The sequence below is a fragment of the Pedobacter sp. GQ55 genome, from assembly GCF_059758925.1.
Genome location: NZ_JCAXEI010000002.1, coordinates 525244 through 546068, shown reverse-complemented (window position 1 = coordinate 546068; position 20825 = coordinate 525244). Strand labels below are relative to the sequence as shown.

18 protein-coding genes are annotated in these 20825 nt (G+C 38.1%); 10 read left to right on the top strand and 8 right to left on the bottom strand.

The features are described from left to right. The first annotated feature begins 22 nt into the window (after positions 1–22). Complete coding sequence (locus AC6CH7_RS07240) at positions 23–205, top strand: hypothetical protein (RefSeq protein WP_172659644.1); 183 nt, start codon at positions 23–25, stop codon at positions 203–205. A 3-nt stretch (positions 206–208) separates the two neighbouring features. Here AC6CH7_RS07240 and AC6CH7_RS07235 read toward each other — a convergent pair whose 3' ends face one another. Then, positions 209–871 carry an HAD family hydrolase gene (locus AC6CH7_RS07235; protein WP_498262042.1) on the bottom strand — a complete coding sequence of 221 codons (663 nt, stop codon included), beginning with the start codon at positions 869–871 and terminating at the stop codon, positions 209–211. Between the two features lie 119 nt (positions 872–990). Then, the gene (locus AC6CH7_RS07230) at positions 991–1362 is read right to left on the bottom strand and encodes a DUF4890 domain-containing protein (RefSeq protein ID WP_498262041.1); all 372 of its coding nucleotides are present in this window, start codon (positions 1360–1362) and stop codon (positions 991–993) included. 121 nt (positions 1363–1483) lie between these two features. Here AC6CH7_RS07230 and AC6CH7_RS07225 point away from each other — a divergent pair, with 121 nt between their 5' ends. After that, the gene (locus tag AC6CH7_RS07225; RefSeq protein WP_498262040.1) at positions 1484–4069 is read left to right on the top strand and encodes an AsmA-like C-terminal region-containing protein; all 2586 of its coding nucleotides are present in this window, start codon (positions 1484–1486) and stop codon (positions 4067–4069) included. 89 nt (positions 4070–4158) lie between these two features. Here the strand turns inward: AC6CH7_RS07225 and AC6CH7_RS07220 are convergent, their stop codons facing one another. After that, positions 4159–5265, bottom strand: a complete 1107-nt coding sequence (locus tag AC6CH7_RS07220) for a mandelate racemase/muconate lactonizing enzyme family protein (protein WP_498262039.1) — start codon at positions 5263–5265, stop codon at positions 4159–4161. 51 nt (positions 5266–5316) lie between these two features. Between AC6CH7_RS07220 and AC6CH7_RS07215 the strand changes: the two genes are divergently transcribed. Further along, positions 5317–7332, top strand: coding sequence for a thioredoxin domain-containing protein (locus AC6CH7_RS07215; RefSeq protein WP_498262038.1), 2016 nt, complete (start codon positions 5317–5319; stop codon positions 7330–7332). A gap of 7 nt (positions 7333–7339) precedes the next feature. Beyond that, positions 7340–7840: an FKBP-type peptidyl-prolyl cis-trans isomerase gene (locus tag AC6CH7_RS07210; protein WP_048906873.1), complete on the top strand. Its 501-nt coding sequence runs from the start codon at positions 7340–7342 to the stop codon at positions 7838–7840. Between the two features lie 54 nt (positions 7841–7894). On the opposite strand, the gene AC6CH7_RS07205 is transcribed toward AC6CH7_RS07210, so the two are convergent. From AC6CH7_RS07205 to AC6CH7_RS07185, 5 genes are all read right to left on the bottom strand, one after another. Next, complete coding sequence (locus AC6CH7_RS07205) at positions 7895–8320, bottom strand: Fur family transcriptional regulator (RefSeq protein WP_498262037.1); 426 nt, start codon at positions 8318–8320, stop codon at positions 7895–7897. Between the two features lie 10 nt (positions 8321–8330). Next, entirely contained in the window at positions 8331–8771 is a 441-nt protein-coding gene (locus AC6CH7_RS07200; protein WP_498262036.1) for a hypothetical protein, read from the bottom strand. An 11-nt stretch (positions 8772–8782) separates the two neighbouring features. Further along, positions 8783–10000 (bottom strand): ABC transporter permease, encoded by a 1218-nt coding sequence (locus AC6CH7_RS07195; protein ID WP_498262035.1) that lies wholly within the window; start codon positions 9998–10000, stop codon positions 8783–8785. Beyond that, positions 9997–10626, bottom strand: a complete 630-nt coding sequence (locus AC6CH7_RS07190; RefSeq protein ID WP_498262034.1) for an ABC transporter ATP-binding protein — start codon at positions 10624–10626, stop codon at positions 9997–9999. Before AC6CH7_RS07190 ends, AC6CH7_RS07195 begins: the two co-directional genes overlap by 4 nt. Before the next feature lie 172 nt (positions 10627–10798). Beyond that, a complete protein-coding gene (locus AC6CH7_RS07185) occupies positions 10799–11179 on the bottom strand; it encodes a MerC domain-containing protein (RefSeq protein ID WP_498262033.1) in 381 nt (126 codons plus the stop codon). 121 nt (positions 11180–11300) lie between these two features. Between AC6CH7_RS07185 and AC6CH7_RS07180 the strand changes: the two genes are divergently transcribed. The 6 genes from AC6CH7_RS07180 to AC6CH7_RS07155 all read left to right on the top strand — a co-directional run bounded on the left by AC6CH7_RS07180 (position 11301) and on the right by AC6CH7_RS07155 (position 20823). Continuing rightward, positions 11301–12503 (top strand): GTP-binding protein, encoded by a 1203-nt coding sequence (locus AC6CH7_RS07180; RefSeq protein WP_498262032.1) that lies wholly within the window; start codon positions 11301–11303, stop codon positions 12501–12503. Positions 12504–12516: 13 nt separating this feature from the next. Further along, entirely contained in the window at positions 12517–14619 is a 2103-nt protein-coding gene (locus AC6CH7_RS07175) for a TonB-dependent receptor (RefSeq protein WP_498262031.1), read from the top strand. A 40-nt stretch (positions 14620–14659) separates the two neighbouring features. Then, positions 14660–15298: a hypothetical protein gene (locus AC6CH7_RS07170; RefSeq protein ID WP_498262030.1), complete on the top strand. Its 639-nt coding sequence runs from the start codon at positions 14660–14662 to the stop codon at positions 15296–15298. 150 nt (positions 15299–15448) lie between these two features. After that, positions 15449–16024 carry an RNA polymerase sigma-70 factor gene (locus AC6CH7_RS07165; RefSeq protein WP_498262029.1) on the top strand — a complete coding sequence of 192 codons (576 nt, stop codon included), beginning with the start codon at positions 15449–15451 and terminating at the stop codon, positions 16022–16024. A gap of 92 nt (positions 16025–16116) precedes the next feature. Beyond that, positions 16117–17244: a FecR family protein gene (locus AC6CH7_RS07160; protein ID WP_498262028.1), complete on the top strand. Its 1128-nt coding sequence runs from the start codon at positions 16117–16119 to the stop codon at positions 17242–17244. Between the two features lie 189 nt (positions 17245–17433). Further along, positions 17434–20823: a SusC/RagA family TonB-linked outer membrane protein gene (locus tag AC6CH7_RS07155; RefSeq protein WP_498262027.1), complete on the top strand. Its 3390-nt coding sequence runs from the start codon at positions 17434–17436 to the stop codon at positions 20821–20823. Positions 20824–20825 lie beyond the last annotated feature (2 nt).

Below are 20825 nucleotides of genomic sequence, written 5' to 3'. Positions count from 1 at the left end.
GTTCTTAATTTCGCCTTGCTTCATGATTAGATTAAATAACGAAACACCATCGAGTGTATTACAAGATGTAAAAATTGGTAATCTGGTTACCGATACATTTAGTAAAACCGGCTTGGTTGAGAAAATAGAAATTACTGATGATGGCCTATACCGGATTTACAAGTTTATTCTTGTAACAGGAAGAAGCATTACCGTAAAGAAGTAAATTCTATTTGTCGATTAGCCGACTTATGGTATGATAAGACAGATCTTTATAATCATCGATGTATAAATTGCAAGGAGGAAGCTCCTCTTTAGTATGAGAGGTAAGCACGCCAACTACTTTCATCCCTGCATTTAAAGCGGCCGAGACTCCAGAAAAAGAATCCTCAAACACGATACATTGATCAGGTGATATACCAAGGTTTTTGGCTGAAGTAAGGTAAACCTCAGGATCAGGTTTATGGTTTTTCACATCTTCGCTGGCCATTATAGAACCTAGTATTTCTCTAATGGGCACTTTGTTGAGTATCAGTTCCAGATTGGCATATGGGGCCGAAGTAGCCACACCTAATTTTGCACCATTGTTTTTTAGGTTGGTTATAAACTCAACTAAACCTGAAATGGGTTCTACATTGGGTTCGTATATTTTTCTGAAAAGACCTTCTTTTTCCTGTTCTAATTCTAGTAGTTCTTCGCCTTCAATTTTTCTTTTTAAGAAGTGGCTGAGGATATAGCTATTCGATTTGCCAAACATGTGTTGCGCAAACTCTTCATCTGTAGGGGCTAGATCTCTTGTCGAAAAAAACTCACGGAAGGCAAGGGAATGGTAAGGGTTGGTATGGCAGATCACACCGTCCATGTCAAAAATGACAGCAATTTCTTTATTCATGCAACAAAGTTAAGAATTTTAAAAGAGCATATCGCTCTTAAAGCTACCGTCATCTCCTTTGGTTAGCCAAAGGAGATGACGGTAGCTTTATAACATGAAGTCATAAAGCAACTTTGTTATTATTCAGCTTTTTTTGGAGCTTCTTTTTTGTTTGCTTTCTTCTCTGCTTTAAACTCTTTGTAAGCTTTGCGCTGAGTGTCATTCAAGACTGCGTTTATTTTGTTATCTCTTTCATCTTTAGCGGCTTTAATAGCAGCTTTATCTTTCTTTTCGCCTTTAGGATTGCTATCCTTTACTTTTTTAAAGCTTTCGAGGTTTATTGCCTCAATTTTTGACTTTTGATCGGCAGTTAGCGATAGCTTTTTAGTCAACTCCTCTGTTGCATACTGAGCCTTTTGTTCAGGTGTTTTTTTTACCTTTTTATCACTTTGTGCAAATGCCATAGTACCCATACTAATGAATAATATCGCTGTGAAGATTAATTTTTTCATATACAATTTTTGTTATTCTAGAGCTATAGAGGGACAAAGATAGGAATGGTTTAATCAAATAAAGTAATTTGGTGTGTTTATTGCTATGCAGAAGTTTTAAAAGATTTTATATATTAAATACATGCTTAAAAAGATATCAATTGTTGTAATCGGTTTATTTGTTGTTTTATTCGCCGCTGCGGCTGCAATTCCTCTGTTCTTTAAAAAGGAGATTGATGCAAAGATTAAATCGTCGATTAATGAGAGTGTAAATGCTAAAGTAGATTTTAGGGATCTGGATTTAACTTTAATCCGTTCGTTCCCTAATCTGGGGATAAAGATCAATAACCTAACAGTTTTGGGTATTGATAGCTTTGCTAAAGATACTTTAGCGAACATTAAGCAACTTCAATTGAATGTGAACTTAATGAGTGTGATTAAGGGTGAAAAGTATGAGATAAAATCAATTAATCTTGATGAACCAAAGATTCTGGCCAAAGTATTGAAAAGTGGTCAGGCCAACTGGGATATTGTAAAGAAAGATAGTTCTGCCATTGAGAGAACAGATACTGCTAAAACTGCTTTTAAAGTAGCCTTACAAAAGTATGCAATTGAAAAAGGTAAAGTTGTTTATGATGATGCCTCTTTAGGTTTTTTCATGGAGATGGATAATTTAAACCATACAGGTACTGGTGATTTTACGCAAGATTTGTTTACCCTTAAAACCCAGTCTGACATAGAAAAATTAACAGTTAAATATGGCGGTATTCCTTACCTGAACAAGGTAAAACTTGATGCTGATCTTCCTATTGATATCGATATGAATAATATGAAGTTCACTTTTGCCGAGAATAGGATTAAACTTAATGAATTATTGTTGTCGGCCATGGGATACCTCGCCATGCCAAATGATAAGGATATAGTTATGGATTTTAAGTTTGATGCAAAGCAATCTGAACTTAAAAATTTCCTTTCTTTAATACCTGCAATCTATGCCAGTAATTTTAAGGACATGGATGCTACAGGTAAATTTGCAATGGACGGAAGTGCAAAAGGCACTTACAATGAGAAATCATTACCTGCATTTAATGTTAATCTTTCTATAGAAAATGGCAAGATAAAGTATCCTTCTTTGCCTTCTGCCATTAATAACATACAAGTGAAATCGCAAATCAGTAATCCCGATGGTGTAATGGATCATACCGTTGTAAATGTACCTGCATTTCACATGGAATTTGGTAATGCACCAATTGATGGAAGATTGTTGTTGAAAAATCCGACAACCGATCCATTTGTGGATATGGCACTTAAAGGAAAGCTCGATTTAAAACAGCTGACGACAATTTTCCCGATGAAGGACATGACCTTAAGTGGTATTCTGGATGCAGATGTGCAGGCGGCAGGACGTAAATCATCTATAGATAAAGGGCAGTATGAAGCGTTCAAAGCATCAGGACAAATGCTGGCAAGCAATTTCAATTATTCAGGTAAAAATGTGCCAATGTCTGTTAGCGTTCCCTCGGCAAAGATGTCTTTTAGCCCTAAAAATATCACTTTAAGTAACCTTACAGCTAAAGTTGGTAAAAGTGATTTCGCTGCAAATGGTACGGTAAATAACTACCTAAGCTACTTCTTTAAAAAGAACCAGGCCTTACAAGGAACATTCAACGTGGCTTCGAACTTAATTGATGTTAATGAGTTGATGGGGCCAAAAAGTACAGAGGAAACAGCGAAAAAAGGTGATTCGAAATTAACTGTATTTGAAGTGCCCGGAAATATCGATTTTGATATGACCGCAAAAGCGGGACGTGTGTTATATGATAATTATGATATCACTAATGCAAAGGGAGCTTTAGAAGTTAAAAACAAGACCATATACTTTAAGGATATGGGTATGAACATGCTTGATGGTACGGTGAAGATGAACGGATCGTACGCCACAATAGATCCTAAAAAGCCAAAAGTTGATGTTGATTTCGGAATAGAAAAAATGGATATCCAAAAGGCATTTACTGCTTTCAATACGGTAAAGTTATTGGCCCCGGTTGCCAAATTTGCAAAAGGAGTATTCTCTACTAATTTAAAGTTCAATTCTGATCTGGATCAAAACATGATGCCTGTTTACTCTTCTATAAATGCTGAGGGTTTAACTAACATTATTCAGGCAGTACTTGATGGATTTGAGCCATTAAATAAACTGGCTTCTGCTTTAAGTTCCGATAAATTTAAAAAGCTGGAATTAAACAATGTTCTTACTAAGTTCAAGATTAAAGACGGTCGTTTAAATGTTGCGCCTTTTGACATTAAAAAAGAAGGTATTTTGATGAATGTTCAGGGTTCAAACGGCTTGGATCAGAGCATGGATTATCAGCTTGGGCTAAATGTACCGAGAGCTATGCTTGGAGCAAAAGCAAATGAGACGGCAAATGCCTTTATTGCGAAGCTGAATAACAAGGCCGGAACTAATGTTGCTATGAGTGAAACTATAAAAGTAAATGCGGTATTAGGTGGTACAATTCTAAAACCTACTATTAACCTAAAATACGGCGCAGGAGATGCAAAAGCGGGAGCTAAGGAAGCCGTTAACCAGGTAGTTGCCGAGAAAAAAGAAGAGATTAAAGCGGTTGCTCAGGCTAAAGTTGATACCATCAAAGCACAAGCAACAGAAAAAGCTAAAAATGCGATTGCCGATAAGCTAAATGGCCTGTTTAAGAAGAAAAGCCAATAAGATATCATAAGGTATACAGTCGTCATGCTATAGACCTCACGTCTCGAAGATAGGAGGGATCTTTCCTATCTTCGAGACGACGAGAGTTTTCAGGATGACGGAATTATCCATTTTTCACATGTTTTCAGGAATTTAGGATCTACATCAGCTCCAATTCCAGGAGTATCAGGGACATCAACAAAATATCCGTTGTATGTAATGCCACCGGTTACGGGGTCAACGAGATGCCCAAGTAAACAGGAATCCAAATCGAAGAAAATCACATTAGGACTTGCCAAAGCAAAATGCATATTTGCACTGATCGCTATTCTACTTTCAAGCATTCCGCCTATCATACATTTTGTGCCGGTTTGTAAAGCAGTTTCGTGAATCTTTTGGGCCTCAAGTATTCCTCCGGATTTTGAAAACTTAATATTAAGGTAATCAACCGAGCCACTGTTTATCAGCTTTCGCGCGTCGTGATGGTTGTAGCAACTTTCATCTGCCATAATTTTGATAGGAGAGTTAGCTCTTAGTTCCGGCAGTTTATCATCAAACCAGGTACGCATGGGTTGTTCGCAAAATTGAATATCAAAATTCTCCAGTGCCCCCAGTGCATATAGTGCATCATCAAAGCTCCAGCCCTGATTTGCGTCGAGCCTCAGAATCATTTCGGTTCCAACTGCCTGCCTGATTAAGCCCACCCGTTCTATATCGCTATGCACATCTTTACCAAGCTTTATTTTGATGATACGGCAGCCTTTAGCTTTAAAACCTATTGCAGCAGTTGCCATGTTTTCAGGGGTATCGATACCTATGGTCATGTCGGTTTCTACAATACGCTTTTCTCCACCTAAATATTTATAAAGTGGCTGTTTACTATGCTTTGCGGCAATGTCAAACAAGGCCATGTCAAATGCACTTTTGATGGTGCTGTTGTGTGCAGCGTAACCCAGCAGCTCGTTCATTCTTTCAGGTATATCAAGAGGGTCTTTTCCAATAAGAATCCTGGCAAACTCTTTTGCCATTGCAAGGCAGGTTTCCTGACTTTCTCCAACAATCATAGGAAACGCTGAGCATTCCCCAAGCCCATAAATATTATTGCTGGTGTAAATTTTAATGAGCACATTCTGAGCGAAATACATAGTGCCAGTAGCAATTGCAAATGGTTCTGTTGGTATGCTGAAACGATAAATTTCGATATATGTAATCTTCATGTTATCAGAGCTATACTGTAAAAGTACAACTTATCTTTTTACCTTTATAGCATGAATTTAGAACCCAATAATTTAATTAAAGCCTCATCACCTTACTTATTGCAACATGCCCATAACCCCGTAAATTGGTATGAATGGGGAGAAGAAGCTTTGCAAAAGGCGAAGGAGGAAAATAAGTTAATATTGGTTAGTATAGGATATTCTGCATGCCATTGGTGCCATGTTATGGAGCGCGAAAGTTTTGAAAAACACGAAGTTGCCGAAGTAATGAATCAGCACTTTGTGTGTATTAAAGTGGATAGAGAAGAGCGGCCTGATATTGATCAGATTTACATGATGGCCATACAGTTAATGACTGGTAGTGGTGGCTGGCCTTTAAATTGTATTTGCCTGCCAGATCAAAGACCAATTTATGGTGGTACTTATTTTAAAAAGGACGATTGGATCAGCGTTTTATTGAGCGTTGCCAACTTATGGGCAAATGAACCTGATAAAGCAAAGCAGTACGCCGACAGGCTTACCGATGGAATTCGGAACTCTGAAAAGGTGATTCCTAATCTTAAGGTTGATGAATATACCAAAGCCCACTTAACAGAAATTATAGAGCCCTGGAAAAGATATTTTGATATGGCTGAGGGTGGTTACAATCGTGCCCCTAAATTTCCATTGCCAAATAACTGGCAGTTTATGCTAAGGTACAGTCACCTGCTGGAGGATGATGCTACTCACGTATCTGCTTTACTTACTTTAGAGAAAATGGCACTTGGAGGTATTTATGATCATGTTGGAGGAGGATTTGCCAGGTATTCTGTAGACGGTAAATGGCATGTTCCTCATTTCGAGAAAATGCTTTATGATAACGGACAGCTGATAAGCCTTTATGCTGAAGCTTACCAATATTCTAAATCTCTCCTGTTTAGGGATGTAGTAGTGGAAACTATTGATTGGCTTGAAAGAGAAATGACTTCGCCTGAGGGCTTATTTTACTCCGCTTTGGATGCCGATAGCGAAGGTGTTGAAGGTAAATTTTATGTTTGGAACAAGGAAGAATTTGATGCCGTAGTAGGAGAGGATGCCCACCTGCTGGCAAATTATTATAACGTTACGGATGATGGGAATTGGGAAGAAGAAGAAACCAATATACTTTTAAGGAAATTTGAAGAAGAGGAATATGCAGATGTAAAAGGAATAACGGTAATGGAGCTTCAGGAAAAGATAAGAGGAGCGAAGGTTAAATTATTACAGGCACGTAGCAAAAGGGTACGTCCGGGATTGGATGACAAATGTCTAACTGCATGGAATGCGATGGCTATTAAAGGCTTAGCTGAAAGCGCTGGTATACTTGGTATTTCACATTATTATGAATTGGCAAAAAAAGCTGCCGATTTTATTCTGGTAAATTTACGTACCCCTGATGGTGGCTTGTATCGTAACTTTAAAAGCGGAAAGGTAACCATTCCAGGGTTTTTAGATGACTATGCTTTCTTTATTGAAGCTTTGATTGCACTTTATCAATCAGATTCTGAGGAACGCTGGCTTACTGAAGCAAAGCAGTTAACTGATTATGTGTTGGCAAACTTTGAAGATCCGGATAGTCCAATGCTGTTTTATACCTCTGCTAGTGGCGAAACTCTGATTGCCCGTAAGCATGAAATAATGGATAATGTGATTCCATCTTCAAACTCAGCAATGGCACAGAATTTACATGTTTTGGGATTGTTATATGATAGTGAGCAATATTTGAACAAGGCTGCAGCAATGCTTACATCCGTCCATCCTCAAATAAAAACATACGGTTCAGCCTATTCTAACTGGGCTATTCAATTGCTTAATGAAGTATTCGGAATTAATGAGATTGCTATAACGGGTGATAAGGTATCAGAGATAAAAAGGGAACTGAATATGCATTACATCCCTAATAAAATTACATTGGCCGGAACAAATTCGAGCTTACCTTTGTTAAAAGATAAGCAAAGCATTGAAACAAAAATCTATATTTGCCGAAATAAAGCGTGCCAGTTGCCGGTAGCGACCGTTGATGAAGCATTACAATTGATAACTAAATAACATCATAATGAGTATTAAACCCAATACAGTAGTATCATTAACGTACGAATTGCATACGACTAATGAAGAAGGACAACAAGTTTTTGTAGAGAAAGCGGATGAGCAAAACGCATTAGTATTTCTTTATGGTACAGGAATGATGTTGCCAAAATTTGAAGAACATTTAGATGGTCTGAATGTTGGAGATGAATATAGCTTTGAACTTACCGCAGCTGATGGTTACGGTGAATTAGATCCGGGAGCTTTTGCAGACTTACCTAAAGACATGTTTAAAGATGTTGAATTACCTTCGGTAGGTGATGTTATCCCTTTACAAGATAATCAAGGTAACCACTTCAGAGCTGGCGTTACAGCTGTTCATGAGGATGTTATTTCTGTAGATTTAAACCACCCAATGGCTGGTAAAAATTTAATATTTGCTGGTAAAATTTTAACTGTACGTGAGGCTACTCAAGATGAATTGAGTCATGGTCATGCGCATGGTGCTGATGGTCATTCTGGTCATTAATAGCTAATTGCTTAAAAACCCTTGATTTTCGAAAAGAAGATCAGGGGTTTTTTATCAGTGAACCTCGCTGCTATTGCATTTTTCGCACACCCCAAAAGCTGTTGAGGTTATGGTTGTGGCTGTAAAACCTTGAGGCATTTTAATTCTTGGGACATTAACCTCTAAACAATAAATCTTAAAGCAGTTTGTACAGTTAAAATGTACATGCTCATCATGATGATGGTGTTCTGTACAAGAAGCTGAGCAGATTGCGTAATTAGCTGTTCCATTCATATCCATTATCCTATGAAGGATGCCCTTATCTTCATAGGTATTTAATATCCTGTATAGTGTAACCCTATCTATTTCTTTACCGAGCTTTTTCTCGAGTTCCGGTTGCGAAACAGCAGCTTTATCCAAAGCAATTTCTTCGAGTACGCGAACCCTTTGTTTGGTGTGTTTTAAATCGTGCGTTCTTAATATGTTGGCTGGATCTATCATTTTGATTGATTTATATAGGTTTGGCTGCAGTTAGCACAATTGGAGGGTTATCCATTGCATTGCCGGTATTTAACTTTAAAGTTCCCTTAACAGTTATGGTTTGATAAGTGAATTTTATAGGTTCAGCTAACTCTACCAACACCATAATAGGTACTCCGTTTTTACCGCAAAAATAACATTGATTAATGGGTAAGGTAGAAAGCATGAATTTAGTTTGTTTCATCCCATCTTTAATTGGAACAATATAGCCTTCGAGCTCAAACGGCTTATTTGCAAATTTCTTTATGTTGTTGTTGTAAACCGCAAACATCTCTGTATCCTTAACTATTTTGAAATCTACACTGCCAATAACATCCCAGTTATCAGACATTATCTGATCATCAGGATTGTGCTGTGCCTTAACAGCGAGACCAGTAAAAAGTAATAAGAAGAGAACAATATTTTTTATCATAAAAGTGTGTTTTAATTCTTTGATAATATTTTAGAGATATTTGATCTATACGCTTGTACAGCAGGTATTATAGCTGCAAATATACCAATAGCAAGTCCGGCTACAAATAAATATGCCTCATCACTAAGTAAAATCAACCCGGTTAATCGGGCCTGACTACTTTCCTGATTGCTTCCAATAAACTCTAATGCCAAATGCCCTAATGCTATTCCAATAATTGTACCCGCTAAAGTAAGCATAATCCCTTCTGCAATTACAATAAGAAACAGCTTAGCTCTGGAGGCTCCCAGTGTACGCATAATAGCTAAATCATAACTTCTTTCTTTTAATGAGTTGTACAGATTTACAAATACACTTATTGCTGCAATGAGCATAATAAGTAAGGCAAACCATTGCAAGGTATCCACACCAACGCCTATTAAAGAAAACAATCTGGTGCTTTCCTGAGCGGGAGAGGCAGCCTGCATATTTGTAGATTCATTTACCATACGAGGAAACATAACCACCGACATTGGTGAACGGTACTGGATCAGTAAAGAAGTAATTTCTTTATTCTGAATTTCAGGTGCTTCCTTTTCTTTGTGTTTTGAATCATGATCATGTTCTTCTTCTTCATGATCGTGCATCTTCCAGACGCTTGAAATGTTCGTTAATATTAGATTGTCTGTTACATTTCCTTGTGGTGTTAAAATGCCGGCAACTTTATAGGCATGGGTTTTATGAACATCAGTACTTCCCGTAAGACCATGTGCACCATAAAAAGTATCACCTATTTTAAGCTTTTGATTTTTAGCTACCGAGCTTCCAATAGTGGTTTCAAAATCGCCTTGCCAGAATTTACCTTCTTTAACCTTAAGTTTATAAATGCCAACAAAATTACTATCGGTGCCCACGATGCGGACGCCATTATAATTATCTCCAAGTGCTAATGGCACTGCTTTTTTAACAAAAGGACTTCTGGCTAGTTCCTGGGCCTCTTTTAAAGGGATATTGCCTGTGGGGAAATCAATGTAATAAATGCTGCTCAGTATAAGCTGCAAAGGACTGCCTTTGGCGCCCACTACCAGGTCAATATCCTTAGAGTTGTTTTCCAGCTTATCACTAATTTGCTTTGAGGCAAGTAGTAATATGGTTAATATACCAGTTCCAAAAGCAATCAGGATAATGTTCAATACTGATGATAATGGTTTAGACCAGATGCTTTTCCAGCTTATCTTTAAAGGACTCATGATAATTCGTAGGTGTTTGTAAATGCATCTTTAACTCTTTTGTCGTGCGTAGCTACAATAAGTGTAGCCTGATTGATGCTCGATTGGGTTATTAAAAGCTCCAGCACTGCTGCGGCATTTTTGTCATCTAAACTTGAGGTTGGTTCATCTGCGATCAGTAATGTTGGGCTGTTAATTACCGCCCTTGCAATAGATACACGCTGCAACTGTCCCTGACTCAGCTCACTTGGATAAGCATCCTTTTTATCGGCTATACCTAGAGAAGCTAAAACTTCCTGTACCCTGTTTAAGTTGGTTGGAAGATTTGCAAAACTCTGCGCCATGACAAGGTTCTCCTTTATCGTAAGACTTTTTATAAGGTGTGGACGCTGGAAAATGATTCCAATGTTTCTGCCTCTAAACTGATCCAGGTGCTTTGAAGACAAATCGTAAATAGAAGTGCCATTAATCACGACACTACCTTGCAAGGGCTTTAAAATTCCTGTTAAAATATGAAGCAGTGTGGTTTTACCACTTCCGGATGCACCAAGCAATAGCCATTGAGATCCATCATCTACCTGCCAGTCTTTAAAGCCTATTCTTTGGCCATTCTCATAGTTATGAGCTACCGCATTTAATGCAATCATACTTAATCCTAATTTTTAATGTGGCTTTTTAAATAGTTCATGTAAAGCTGCTTGCCATTTACTTTATCATGTTTGCAACCTGGGTTTATCATGCTTATAAAAAGCAAAAACGTACCAAATATTAATTTTCTGTTCATCACTTCCGTGGTTTGTAAAGTTAGCAAATGCAATTTTATTTATGCGCGCAGCTGCGGCTGTATTTCCAGTTTATATAATGGGCAAGGGCAATGGTAAAGCCTCCCATTGGGATTAATACGGCCTCTATGTTTTCTACCAGGTAATGCCCTGTTGCTATCATTGCAAAGCCCATTACCAGAATTATTATAGGTAGTAGTCTTTTATGTTTTGGATAGGAGGTACTTAGTGAATATACACCAATAAGGAGTGATAAGCCTATCATGCTCATCTCTACCCAGCTATGGGCTAAAAAACTAAGGCCAAATAATGGTAATGCAGTAAGCACAAAGGGCAACACTGCACAATGAATTGCACAGGCTAAGGAGGCGGTCATTCCTAACTGATCTAATTTTTCGGATTTAATAAAGTGCTTCATGTTGTTTAAATATATTTTTTGTGCCAGTTCCAACTGGTTTTGAATTGTGATTACAAATATAAACGCAATTTTGTTGCATTTGTAATAATAAATGAAATATATTTGCAACACAATTGCATTTATGAAACAGAGAAAATTACCCGTAACCGTACTTAGTGGCTTTCTTGGTAGCGGTAAAACCACTTTATTAAATCATATCCTTAATAATAAGCAGGATTTAAAAGTTGCATTGATAGTGAATGATATGAGCGGGATTAACATTGATGCGAGAACTGTTCAGAACGAACATAAACTATCGAGAACAGAAGAGCGGCTTGTGGAAATGAGTAATGGATGTATCTGCTGCACGCTAAGAGAAGACCTGATTACCGAAGTTGAAAAACTGGCTAAAGAGGATCGCTTTGATTACCTGATTATTGAAAGCACAGGCATTTCTGAACCAATTCCGGTTGCCCAGACCTTTAATTATGTGGATGAAAACCTGGGCATAGACCTCAATAAGTTTAGCAGACTAGATACAATGGTAACGTTGGTAGACTGCTATAATTTTAAAAAGGATTTTGGGACTGATGAACTTTTGCTGGATAGGGACTGGGTTGATGATCAGGTAGACCGCAGAACTATTGTAAACTTGCTAACAGATCAGATTGAGTTTGCAAACGTGATCATCCTTAATAAAACCGATCTGGTTAGTGAAGAAGATTTGAAGCTGATAAGGGCCGTGATCAGAAAGTTTAATCCCTCTGCAAAACAAATAGAAAGTGTATATAGTAAAATTGATCTTAAAGAAATCCTCAATACAGGATTGTTTGATTTTGAAACTTCATCGCAAGGCGCGGGTTGGATTAAGGAATTAAATACAATTCACGGGCCTGAAACGGAAGAATATGGTATAAGTAGTACTGTGTTTCGCTCATCAAGACCGTTTCATCCACAGCGTCTATGGAATTATCTAAATGTAGATTTTCCAAATAACATTCTAAGAACCAAAGGACTGTTCTGGATTGCGGCTCTGCCAGATTATGCACTCAACTTCTCGCAGGCAGGTGGCTCCCTTAAAATCGAAAGTGCAGGAAATTGGTGGGCAAGTATGTCTTTGCAAGAAAGACTCAGCTATACTGATTACCTGGAAAACCGGCAAGACATAGAAAGCAGATGGGATATGGGTTTTGGAGATCGTTTAAACGAGCTTGTTCTTATTGGACAAGATATGGATAAAGAACGGTTGAATAATGAACTAACCTCATGTTTATTGAACCATAAAGAGCTGATTTGCTTCTGGCAGGGAGAGAAATTTGAAAATCCCTTTGAAAGGGTCCTTTAAAGCCTGTTTTTTTATGCTGAGAAGATTACTCTTAATTCCTGCCTTTATCTTTCTGTTTGCCGGATATACACAAGCTCAAGTCCTAATTGATTCTATTAAACTAAAAGAGGTAAGTATTGTTGATAAGCTGAAGCCTGTAAGCAGAACCAGTATTTCTGTAACGCTATCTGAAAAGCAGCTTCAGCAAACTAAGGGTTCCGGACTGGCCGAAACCATTAAAGAGGTTCCGGGTGTAAGTATATTAAGAACAGGCTCAACCATTTCCAAGCCTGTAATAGAAGGAATGCACGGCAACAGAATACTGATCCTAAATAATGGAATCAGGCTCGAAGCTCAACAATGGGGCCTAGAACATGCTCCTGAAATAGATCCCTTTCTTGCCAGCAGGATTCATGTGATAAAAGGAGCAGAGTCAGTAAGGTATGGAGCTGAAGCAATTGGTGGAGTGATTATAGTAGAGCCTCCTTCTTTACCCAGTTCCGCCGGTATATCAGGAGGACTTAATCTTATAGGCGCATCAAATGGCAGATCGGGTACCACATCAGGAATGCTTAATGGTGGATTAAAATCATTACCAGGCTTCGGCTGGCGATTACAGGGAACACTTAAAAAATCGGGTAATGTACGCTCAGCCGAATATTACCTTGGGAATACCGGAGTTCAGGAGTCAAATTATTCAGCAGCAGCAGGGTATCATACAGGCAAGGCTTCATATGAAATTTATTATAGTCGATTTGGTACAGAGCTGGGTATTTTATATAGCGCGCATATAGGCACAAGGGAAGATATTGATGCCAGAATAGCAATAGGAAGACCACTGGAAAACTACGGATTTACCTATAACATTTCTGCTCCACGCCAAAAAGTTGTACATGATTTATTCAAAGCTAAAGCTCATTATAACTTTATTGATCGACAGTCTTTAGATATAACGTATGGCTTTCAAAAGAATCAGCGTAAAGAGTATGATTTCAGGAGGGGCGATAGGGAAGCGTTGCCTATTACAGATCTGATTTTGAATACCCATACGTTGGACTTGGTTTTTGAAAAGCAAAATCTGAACGGAGCAAAACGCTTATATGGCTTCAATGGGATTTTTCAGGTGAATAATAACATTCCCGGAACATTGGCAAATACATTTATACCAAACTATGATAGTTTTACCGGAGGTATTTTTCTGATTCAGCGCTGGTTAAAAAACGATTTTGAAATTGAAGCTGGACTGCGATACGACTTTAAACTATTTGATGCTGCGGGATACAGATACACTAACAATGGTGATGAAAGTTCTGAGATTACAGAACAATATTACGGAGGGCGGAGCAGGTTTCATAATGTTACCGGGTCGTTCGGTATGCTTTGGAAAATTAACGGATACTGGGAACTAGGGACCAACTTGGGTTTAGCCTGGAGAGCACCTACTGCAAATGAATTGTTTGGCAACGGATTACATCATGGTGCCGGATTATATGAAATAGGCGACCCTAATATTAAAACTGAGCAAGGGTACAAATGGATAAACGCTTTAAAATATTACAGAGAAAAACTAAATTTTACCCTTGATGCTTATGCTCAGTATATCAATAATTACATTTATTCTGAACCTGATAAAACTTTCAGACAAACCGTAAGTGGTACCTATCCAATATTCAGATATAAACAAACCAATGCATCATTTTTTGGTACAAACCTTTCAGGGGCTTATCGCTTTTCTGAGGTGCTGTCCTATAAAATCAATGCTGCATTAATCAGAGCGCGAGATCTTGGCAATCGTAAATATCTGCCTTACATCCCGTCGGACAGGGTAGATCAGCGTATTCATCTCGATTTTCAATTTAAAAACTTAAATAATGCCTGGATACAGGTAGGTCACAGCTTCATTCGTCGGCAAACCCGTTACGAGCCTGAAAGCGACTATGCCGCTCCCCCTGGAGCTTATCATCTTTTTCAGTTTTCGGGCGGAACAACCATTAAGCTTGGGGAGCAAGAGATGGACTTAAACCTCAGTGTAGACAATTTATTTAACACCCTTTATAAAGAGTATATGAATCGATACAGATACTATACTCATGATATGGGAAGGAATATTACCATACGATTTGCCTACAACTTTTAATCGAATAAATCTTATCAATTACATATAATAATTTACAATTATGAACAAATTACGCAATTACTCATTAGCAATTTTAGTCGCGATTATCGCACTCACATTTAATGCCTGTAAGAAGGATCCCAAGCCCGAAGTGCCAGAAGAAGAGATTGGCAAAGCAGAACTCGCTTTTCTTGAAGTTGAACGCGAGGAACATGGGGATCATTATCATTACAATCCTATTGCCGAAGCAAAGCCAACCATCATAACCTTTGATAGTAAAGGCTTGCCTCCTGTAGGTACGCACCTTCACCTTACAGAAGGTAAAACTTACAAACTAACACTTAAATCATTTGATTTTGCGAACCGCGAAATGCAGCAGGAATTCCTGGAAAAACACGACATCCACCAGGCGTTTATATTAGGTGCACCGGATGGGATTTTAACTTATGTTTATGCCGATAGGGATAAGGAGAATAAGAAAATAAATGTTGGAGTAACAGGATATTTAACGGTTGATGAGCATACAGAAACAGGCTTTACCTTCCGTTATGTACTTCGCCATCTTAATCCGGGAGTAAAGGCCAGCATCACGGCAGCGAACTGGAATGACATCAATTTTGCCTCAAAGTTTGCGGGGGCAAACGATTTGGATTTGAAATTCGAATTGCACCCAGTGCATGAAGGGGAACATGAACATTAAAAAATAAAATAACTATAATTCTCTTTTGCCCCCATTAACGTCCACAGAATTGGCAAGCACGATTTTTCGTCGCTTGCCAATTCTTTTCAAATTAATTTATTAATATTGAGTTTAAAACGAACTCGGATTCGAAAGGGGAGATAAGGATTTATGATCAATTACAGCACATGCTTTGACCAGGAGCTTGTCCTCTTATTAAAAGATGACGATGATGCTGCTTTTAAGGAGATCTATCTACGCTATGATAAACTTCTTTTGATCTATGCTTATAAGAAATTGCGGAATAGGGAAGAGGCAAAAGATCTTGTTCAAGATGTATTTACCTGGTTGTGGAATAGCCGCAAAGATTTCTCTTTAAACACAACCCTGTCGGGTTACCTTTATAAATCTGTACTTAATCGAATCTTCGACGTCGCTAAGCATAAGGGTATCATTAGAAAATATGTGGATAGCGGAAAACATTATGTTGAGATAAGTAATGAGGATACAGATTATTTAATCCGTGAAAAAGATATTACACTGCTAATAGAGAAGGAAATATTAGCGATGCCCCCCAAAATGCGTGAGATCTATACCCTGAAGAAGAAATACTTTCTAAGTACCAAAGAGATTGCTACCGAACTCAGCCTTTCAGAACATACCGTTTCAACCCAAATGAAGCGAGCACTTAAACACCTTAAAGTTAAACTTGGTATTATAGTTTTATTCGTAACTGTCGGTTTTTGATTTATTTTAAATCTTTTTTTTGTCAGTGTACCTAATGGCTTCTTTTAAATCGTCTTAGTCTTTAATAAGGGTTAAACCGAGAATAAAAAACAATGCAAAAAGACATACAAGCCATATTAGATAAAGTGAGTTCGGGAAATGGAACGGCTGAAGAACAGCAGATTGCCAAGTACTGGTTGCACCAACTTCACCAGGATGATGATTCGGAGTTTTCTGAAACGGACCTGGATGCGCTTAGCTCTGAAATGTGGAACGAAATTCAGAAGAAAAGAAAAGCAGAAAGCCCAAGAAGACGTTTTTTATGGCCGGCAGTTGCTGCTGCCTGCCTGATTTTAGCTTTCTGTTCTGTAATGTATTTTTATTACAATGGTACATCAGACGGCAATAAAATTGCACGAGTATTATTTCAGGATATTCCTGCTGGAGGAAATAAAGCTTATTTAACTCTTGCAAATGGCAAAAAAATTAGTTTAACCGATGCATCTAGCGGTACAATAGCTACGCAGGCAGGTATACAAATTACCAAAACATCGAGTGGACAACTTGTTTATACGATTGCCAATCAAAAAGCAATAGGAAAAAACGACTATTATAATCGTATCGAAACACCCAAAGGCGGACAATATCAGTTAAACCTTCCTGATGGTACTAAGATCTGGCTCAACTCAGCCTCCTCTTTAAAATACCTTGTCAATTTCTCTTCAAAGAAAGAGCGAATTGTTGAATTGACAGGGGAAGCTTATTTTGAAGTAGCAAAAGATAAAAACCATCCGTTCCTGGTACGCAGTGCAGGTCAGGAAGTTAAAGTTCTTGGTACTCATTTTAACATAAATGCATATGACGACGAGAAAGGAGTTAAAACTACATTGTTAGAAGGATCTGTAAAGGTGAATAACAATGTTGTTCTGGTTCCAGGGGAGCAATCTGTATTTATAGAAGGTAAGCTTAATGTAAAAGTTGTAAATGCCGGTGATGCGATAGACTGGAAAAATGACGAGTTTGTTTTTAATAAAGATCCGCTGACTGATATTTTAAGAAAGGTATCGAGATGGTATAATGTAGATATTGTCTATGTACGCAATCTCGGTTCACCACTGGATGTTCCTACTTTTAGTGGCTCCGTCTCCCGATTTGAAAATGTATCCGTCATATTGAAAATGCTTGAAGAAACCAGTAATGTGCGCTTTGCTATAGAAGGCAAGACGATAAAAGTAAAATAACCTAACCACAATCAACAACTAAACAAAACCAAAATGAAAAGAATCAAAGGCAAAGCAAGCTGATATTTCCGCACAGGTTTTTAAGAAAAAAGCTATGAAAGTGTTTCAGCACTTCCATAGCAATATCTGAGTTAACCATAAAAAACAAATTCCAGATCAGTTTAACGTATTAACCCAAGCTTCAAAGGTATGAAATTATATACTTTTAACCTAGGTGTGCCATGCCAATGGCTACCTCCAGAATTTTTATTAATTATGAATTCGGTTGTCCGGCAATTTGCTGCAGCCGAGAAAAGAAAATTACTAATGAGAATTAACTTGATCATAATTATAATGACCAGCTGTTTACTGCAAGTCAGTGCAACCAGTTTTGCGCAGCGATTTAGTTATAATAAACGACAGGTTGCCCTACGTCAGGTTTTTCAAGAAATCAAAAAACAGACCGGATATAAAGTGCTGTATTCAGATCAGAACGTCAACGGAAATCTTTTAATTAATGCGGAATTTAATAATGCAGAGTTAGAAACTGTACTGCAATCTTTGTTGAAGGACCTGCAATTGACATACAAGATAGATCAGAAAGTAATTCTTATCAAATCGTTGGCAAAGCCTGCGTTTAAACAAATAACAGCTTTGCCAGTTAGAGTTGATATCAGCGGAAAAGTGGTAGATAATAAAGGGAAGCCTCTTCCCGGAGCATCAGTAAGTGTAAAAGGAGGAGGTAAGGTTGTAAGTACAAACGACGAAGGCATATTCCTTTTAAAGGATGTACAGGAGCCTGCAACATTGATTGTTTCATTTATAGGTTACATCCGCAAAGAAGTTGAGGTTGTTAAAAACCAGCAATTAGTTATAACGCTAATGGAGGATGTTGGTCAGCTAAACAATGTCATCGTTGTTGGTTACGATAGTAAGAAGCAGAATGAACTGACAAGTGCTGTTGCTGTTGTCTCATCAGTAAAATTAAAAGATGTAACAGCTAATAATATAGGTACGATGCTCCAGGGTAAAGTGGCAGGTTTGCAAGTAGTAAACAGTTCCGGTGCACCAGGCTCTATTCCTGAAATAAGATTAAGAGGAGTGTCTTCTGTGAATGCCAATCAAAGTCCTCTTACAGTCGTAGATGGGATTATTGGAGGGAATTATGATCCTAATGACGTTGCTTCAATTACGGTGCTTAAAGACGCCGGAGCTACAGCTTTGTATGGTTCTCAGGCAAACGCAGGTGTTATTATTATAAATACAAAACGGGCTACGTCGGGAGAAACCAACTTTGAGTTTAAGGCTACATCTGGATTTAGGACAGCTGATTTTGGTAAACTGGATGTGATGAACAGCGCTGAGCTATATGACTCCCAAAAAGAATTTTACCGGGATTATATTGTTGGTGCCACAGATAATTCATATAAGATAGATCTAATTAAATTTTATAGTGAACGCCCATTATCACTCTTGAATCAGGATTATGACTGGTCAAAAGAATCCTTTAAACCTGCTCCGGTGAACGCATTTTATCTGTCGGCCAGTGGAAGTACAGAAAAGAATAATTATTATGTAGGAGCATCTTATTATAATGAGAAGGGAACTTTTCTGAACACAGGTTTTCAACGCATTAACCTTCGTGCCAATTCAACCTACACGTTCTCTAAGAAATTAAGTATTACCAATAATATCAACCTGAGTGCATCAATGGGTAAAAGTTATGATTACAACGATGTGTATTATTCCTTTTTAAATCTGCCGTGGGACAATCCATATGATGAAGATGGTACGCCTATATATGTAGATGGAAATTCGGCCTTTAAATGGTGGTCGCGGGATAAAATCAATCCAATCCATACGGTGAAGAATTCTGAACATCCTTACAAAGGGTTTGATGTAAATTATGATTTTGGATTAAACTATAACATTAGCAGTTGGTTAACTTTCTCTAGTACAAATAGAGGCTCTGCAGGTTTTAATAAGGGGAAAAATTATTTCTCTCCAATGGTAGCAGGCACTTATCATGGAACTGGCTTTATTGATGAGCTGAATACACTGAATTATGGTGTTATTTCCAATAATCTGTTTAAGTTTAATTTTCAATTTGGTGATCATTCTATTACAGGATTGGCGGGGATAGCCCTGGAAGCTGGACAAACAGAATACTCCGGGGCTTCGGGTAAGGGTTTGCCCGAAGGACTGAAGGTACTTAACGTTGTATCTAACAATCAACTTGTAAATGGGTTTACTGATAAGAGTTACCTGCAGTCTGGATTATCGCAGATCAACTACAACTATAAAAGCCGCTACTTTTTATCGGGTTCATTCCGTATAGATGGCTCCTCTGCCTTCCCGGAAGGAAATAGGTACGCTTCCTTTCCTTCGGTGTCAGGGGCCTGGTTAGCAAGTAATGAAGATTTCTTGAAAAACAGTACCCTCATTGATAATTTAAAGCTAAGGTTAAGTTATGGTATTACGGGAACGCAGGATATTGGTTCATCGAGATATCTTGGTCTGTATTCTTTAACCACGCAATACAATTCATTAACCGGAGCTGTGCCTTATCAGCTCGCGAGTCCTAATTTAACTTGGGAAAGTAAGCATCAAATTAATGCGGGCATTGATATCGGCTTATTTAAAAGAGTTAACCTTACCGTTGACGTGTACCGTAATAATACCAAAGATCTGCTTCTGCAAGTTTCGCAGCCTTTGTCTGTTGGCTTTGAAACGAAATGGGAAAATGCTGGAAATGTAATTAACAAAGGGATTGAATTAGGGATTAATACTACAAACATAAAAACAACGGATTTCGAATGGACTACAGATTTTACAATAAACCTTAACAGCAATAAATTATACGGTTTACCGGCCGACATTGTGAAGACAGGATCGTGGAGCATTTCCCAGATTTATCGCAATGGAGGTAATCTTTACGAATTTTATATGCCTAAATGGCTTGGAATAGATAGTCAGACCGGAGCACCTGTCTGGGAAAAACTGATTTATAATGAAGAGGGCAAAGCGGTTGCGAGTGAGAAAATACTAAATTATGCTGAAGCTACTACTCAGGAATCAGGATCGGCACTGCCCAAATATCAGGGCGGTTTCAATAATAGTTTAAGTTATAAAGGTTTTAATTTACGTGTAAGTACGTACTTTAACTATGGCAATAAGGTGTTTAGCAACAACCTTCGTTTTATGATGAACGATGGACACGAACCTTATTATAACCAGATCAGACTACCCGATGGCGCCAAGATCTGGTCTGGCCCTGGTGATACTGATGCTACTGAACCAAGCCCTCAGAATTCAGCAAATTCTACAGAAACATCTACCCGTTACCTTAAAGACGGCAGTTATTTTACGATCAGAAATATCTCATTTAGCTATGCATTGCCTGCGTCGTTGGTAAAGAAACTGCACTTTAAGGCAATCACCTTAGGGGTTACAGCCGATAATGTGGCTACATTTTCGAATTTCTTAGGTCAGGATCCGCAAACAACGATTAGTTCAGGAAGTTTTATAACACCAGGGGTGTCAGACTTCAAATATCCCAACAACAGGCAATATTTATTTACCGCTAACTTCAACTTTTAAGC

Coding starts and splice junctions, on each gene's coding strand:
- AC6CH7_RS07235 (WP_498262042.1), bottom strand. CDS start 871: ATGAATAAAGAAATTGCTGTCATTTTTGACATGGACGGTGTGATCTGC.
- AC6CH7_RS07220 (WP_498262039.1), bottom strand. CDS start 5,265: ATGAAGATTACATATATCGAAATTTATCGTTTCAGCATACCAACAGAA.
- AC6CH7_RS07205 (WP_498262037.1), bottom strand. CDS start 8,320: ATGATAGATCCAGCCAACATATTAAGAACGCACGATTTAAAACACACC.
- AC6CH7_RS07240 (WP_172659644.1), top strand. CDS start 23: ATGATTAGATTAAATAACGAAACACCATCGAGTGTATTACAAGATGTA.
- AC6CH7_RS07185 (WP_498262033.1), bottom strand. CDS start 11,179: ATGAAGCACTTTATTAAATCCGAAAAATTAGATCAGTTAGGAATGACC.
- AC6CH7_RS07160 (WP_498262028.1), top strand. CDS start 16,117: ATGCAAAAAGACATACAAGCCATATTAGATAAAGTGAGTTCGGGAAAT.
- AC6CH7_RS07175 (WP_498262031.1), top strand. CDS start 12,517: ATGCTGAGAAGATTACTCTTAATTCCTGCCTTTATCTTTCTGTTTGCC.
- AC6CH7_RS07155 (WP_498262027.1), top strand. CDS start 17,434: ATGAAATTATATACTTTTAACCTAGGTGTGCCATGCCAATGGCTACCT.
- AC6CH7_RS07215 (WP_498262038.1), top strand. CDS start 5,317: ATGAATTTAGAACCCAATAATTTAATTAAAGCCTCATCACCTTACTTA.
- AC6CH7_RS07225 (WP_498262040.1), top strand. CDS start 1,484: ATGCTTAAAAAGATATCAATTGTTGTAATCGGTTTATTTGTTGTTTTA.
- AC6CH7_RS07165 (WP_498262029.1), top strand. CDS start 15,449: ATGATCAATTACAGCACATGCTTTGACCAGGAGCTTGTCCTCTTATTA.
- AC6CH7_RS07230 (WP_498262041.1), bottom strand. CDS start 1,362: ATGAAAAAATTAATCTTCACAGCGATATTATTCATTAGTATGGGTACT.
- AC6CH7_RS07190 (WP_498262034.1), bottom strand. CDS start 10,626: ATGATTGCATTAAATGCGGTAGCTCATAACTATGAGAATGGCCAAAGA.
- AC6CH7_RS07200 (WP_498262036.1), bottom strand. CDS start 8,771: ATGATAAAAAATATTGTTCTCTTCTTATTACTTTTTACTGGTCTCGCT.
- AC6CH7_RS07195 (WP_498262035.1), bottom strand. CDS start 10,000: ATGAGTCCTTTAAAGATAAGCTGGAAAAGCATCTGGTCTAAACCATTA.
- AC6CH7_RS07210 (WP_048906873.1), top strand. CDS start 7,340: ATGAGTATTAAACCCAATACAGTAGTATCATTAACGTACGAATTGCAT.
- AC6CH7_RS07180 (WP_498262032.1), top strand. CDS start 11,301: ATGAAACAGAGAAAATTACCCGTAACCGTACTTAGTGGCTTTCTTGGT.
- AC6CH7_RS07170 (WP_498262030.1), top strand. CDS start 14,660: ATGAACAAATTACGCAATTACTCATTAGCAATTTTAGTCGCGATTATC.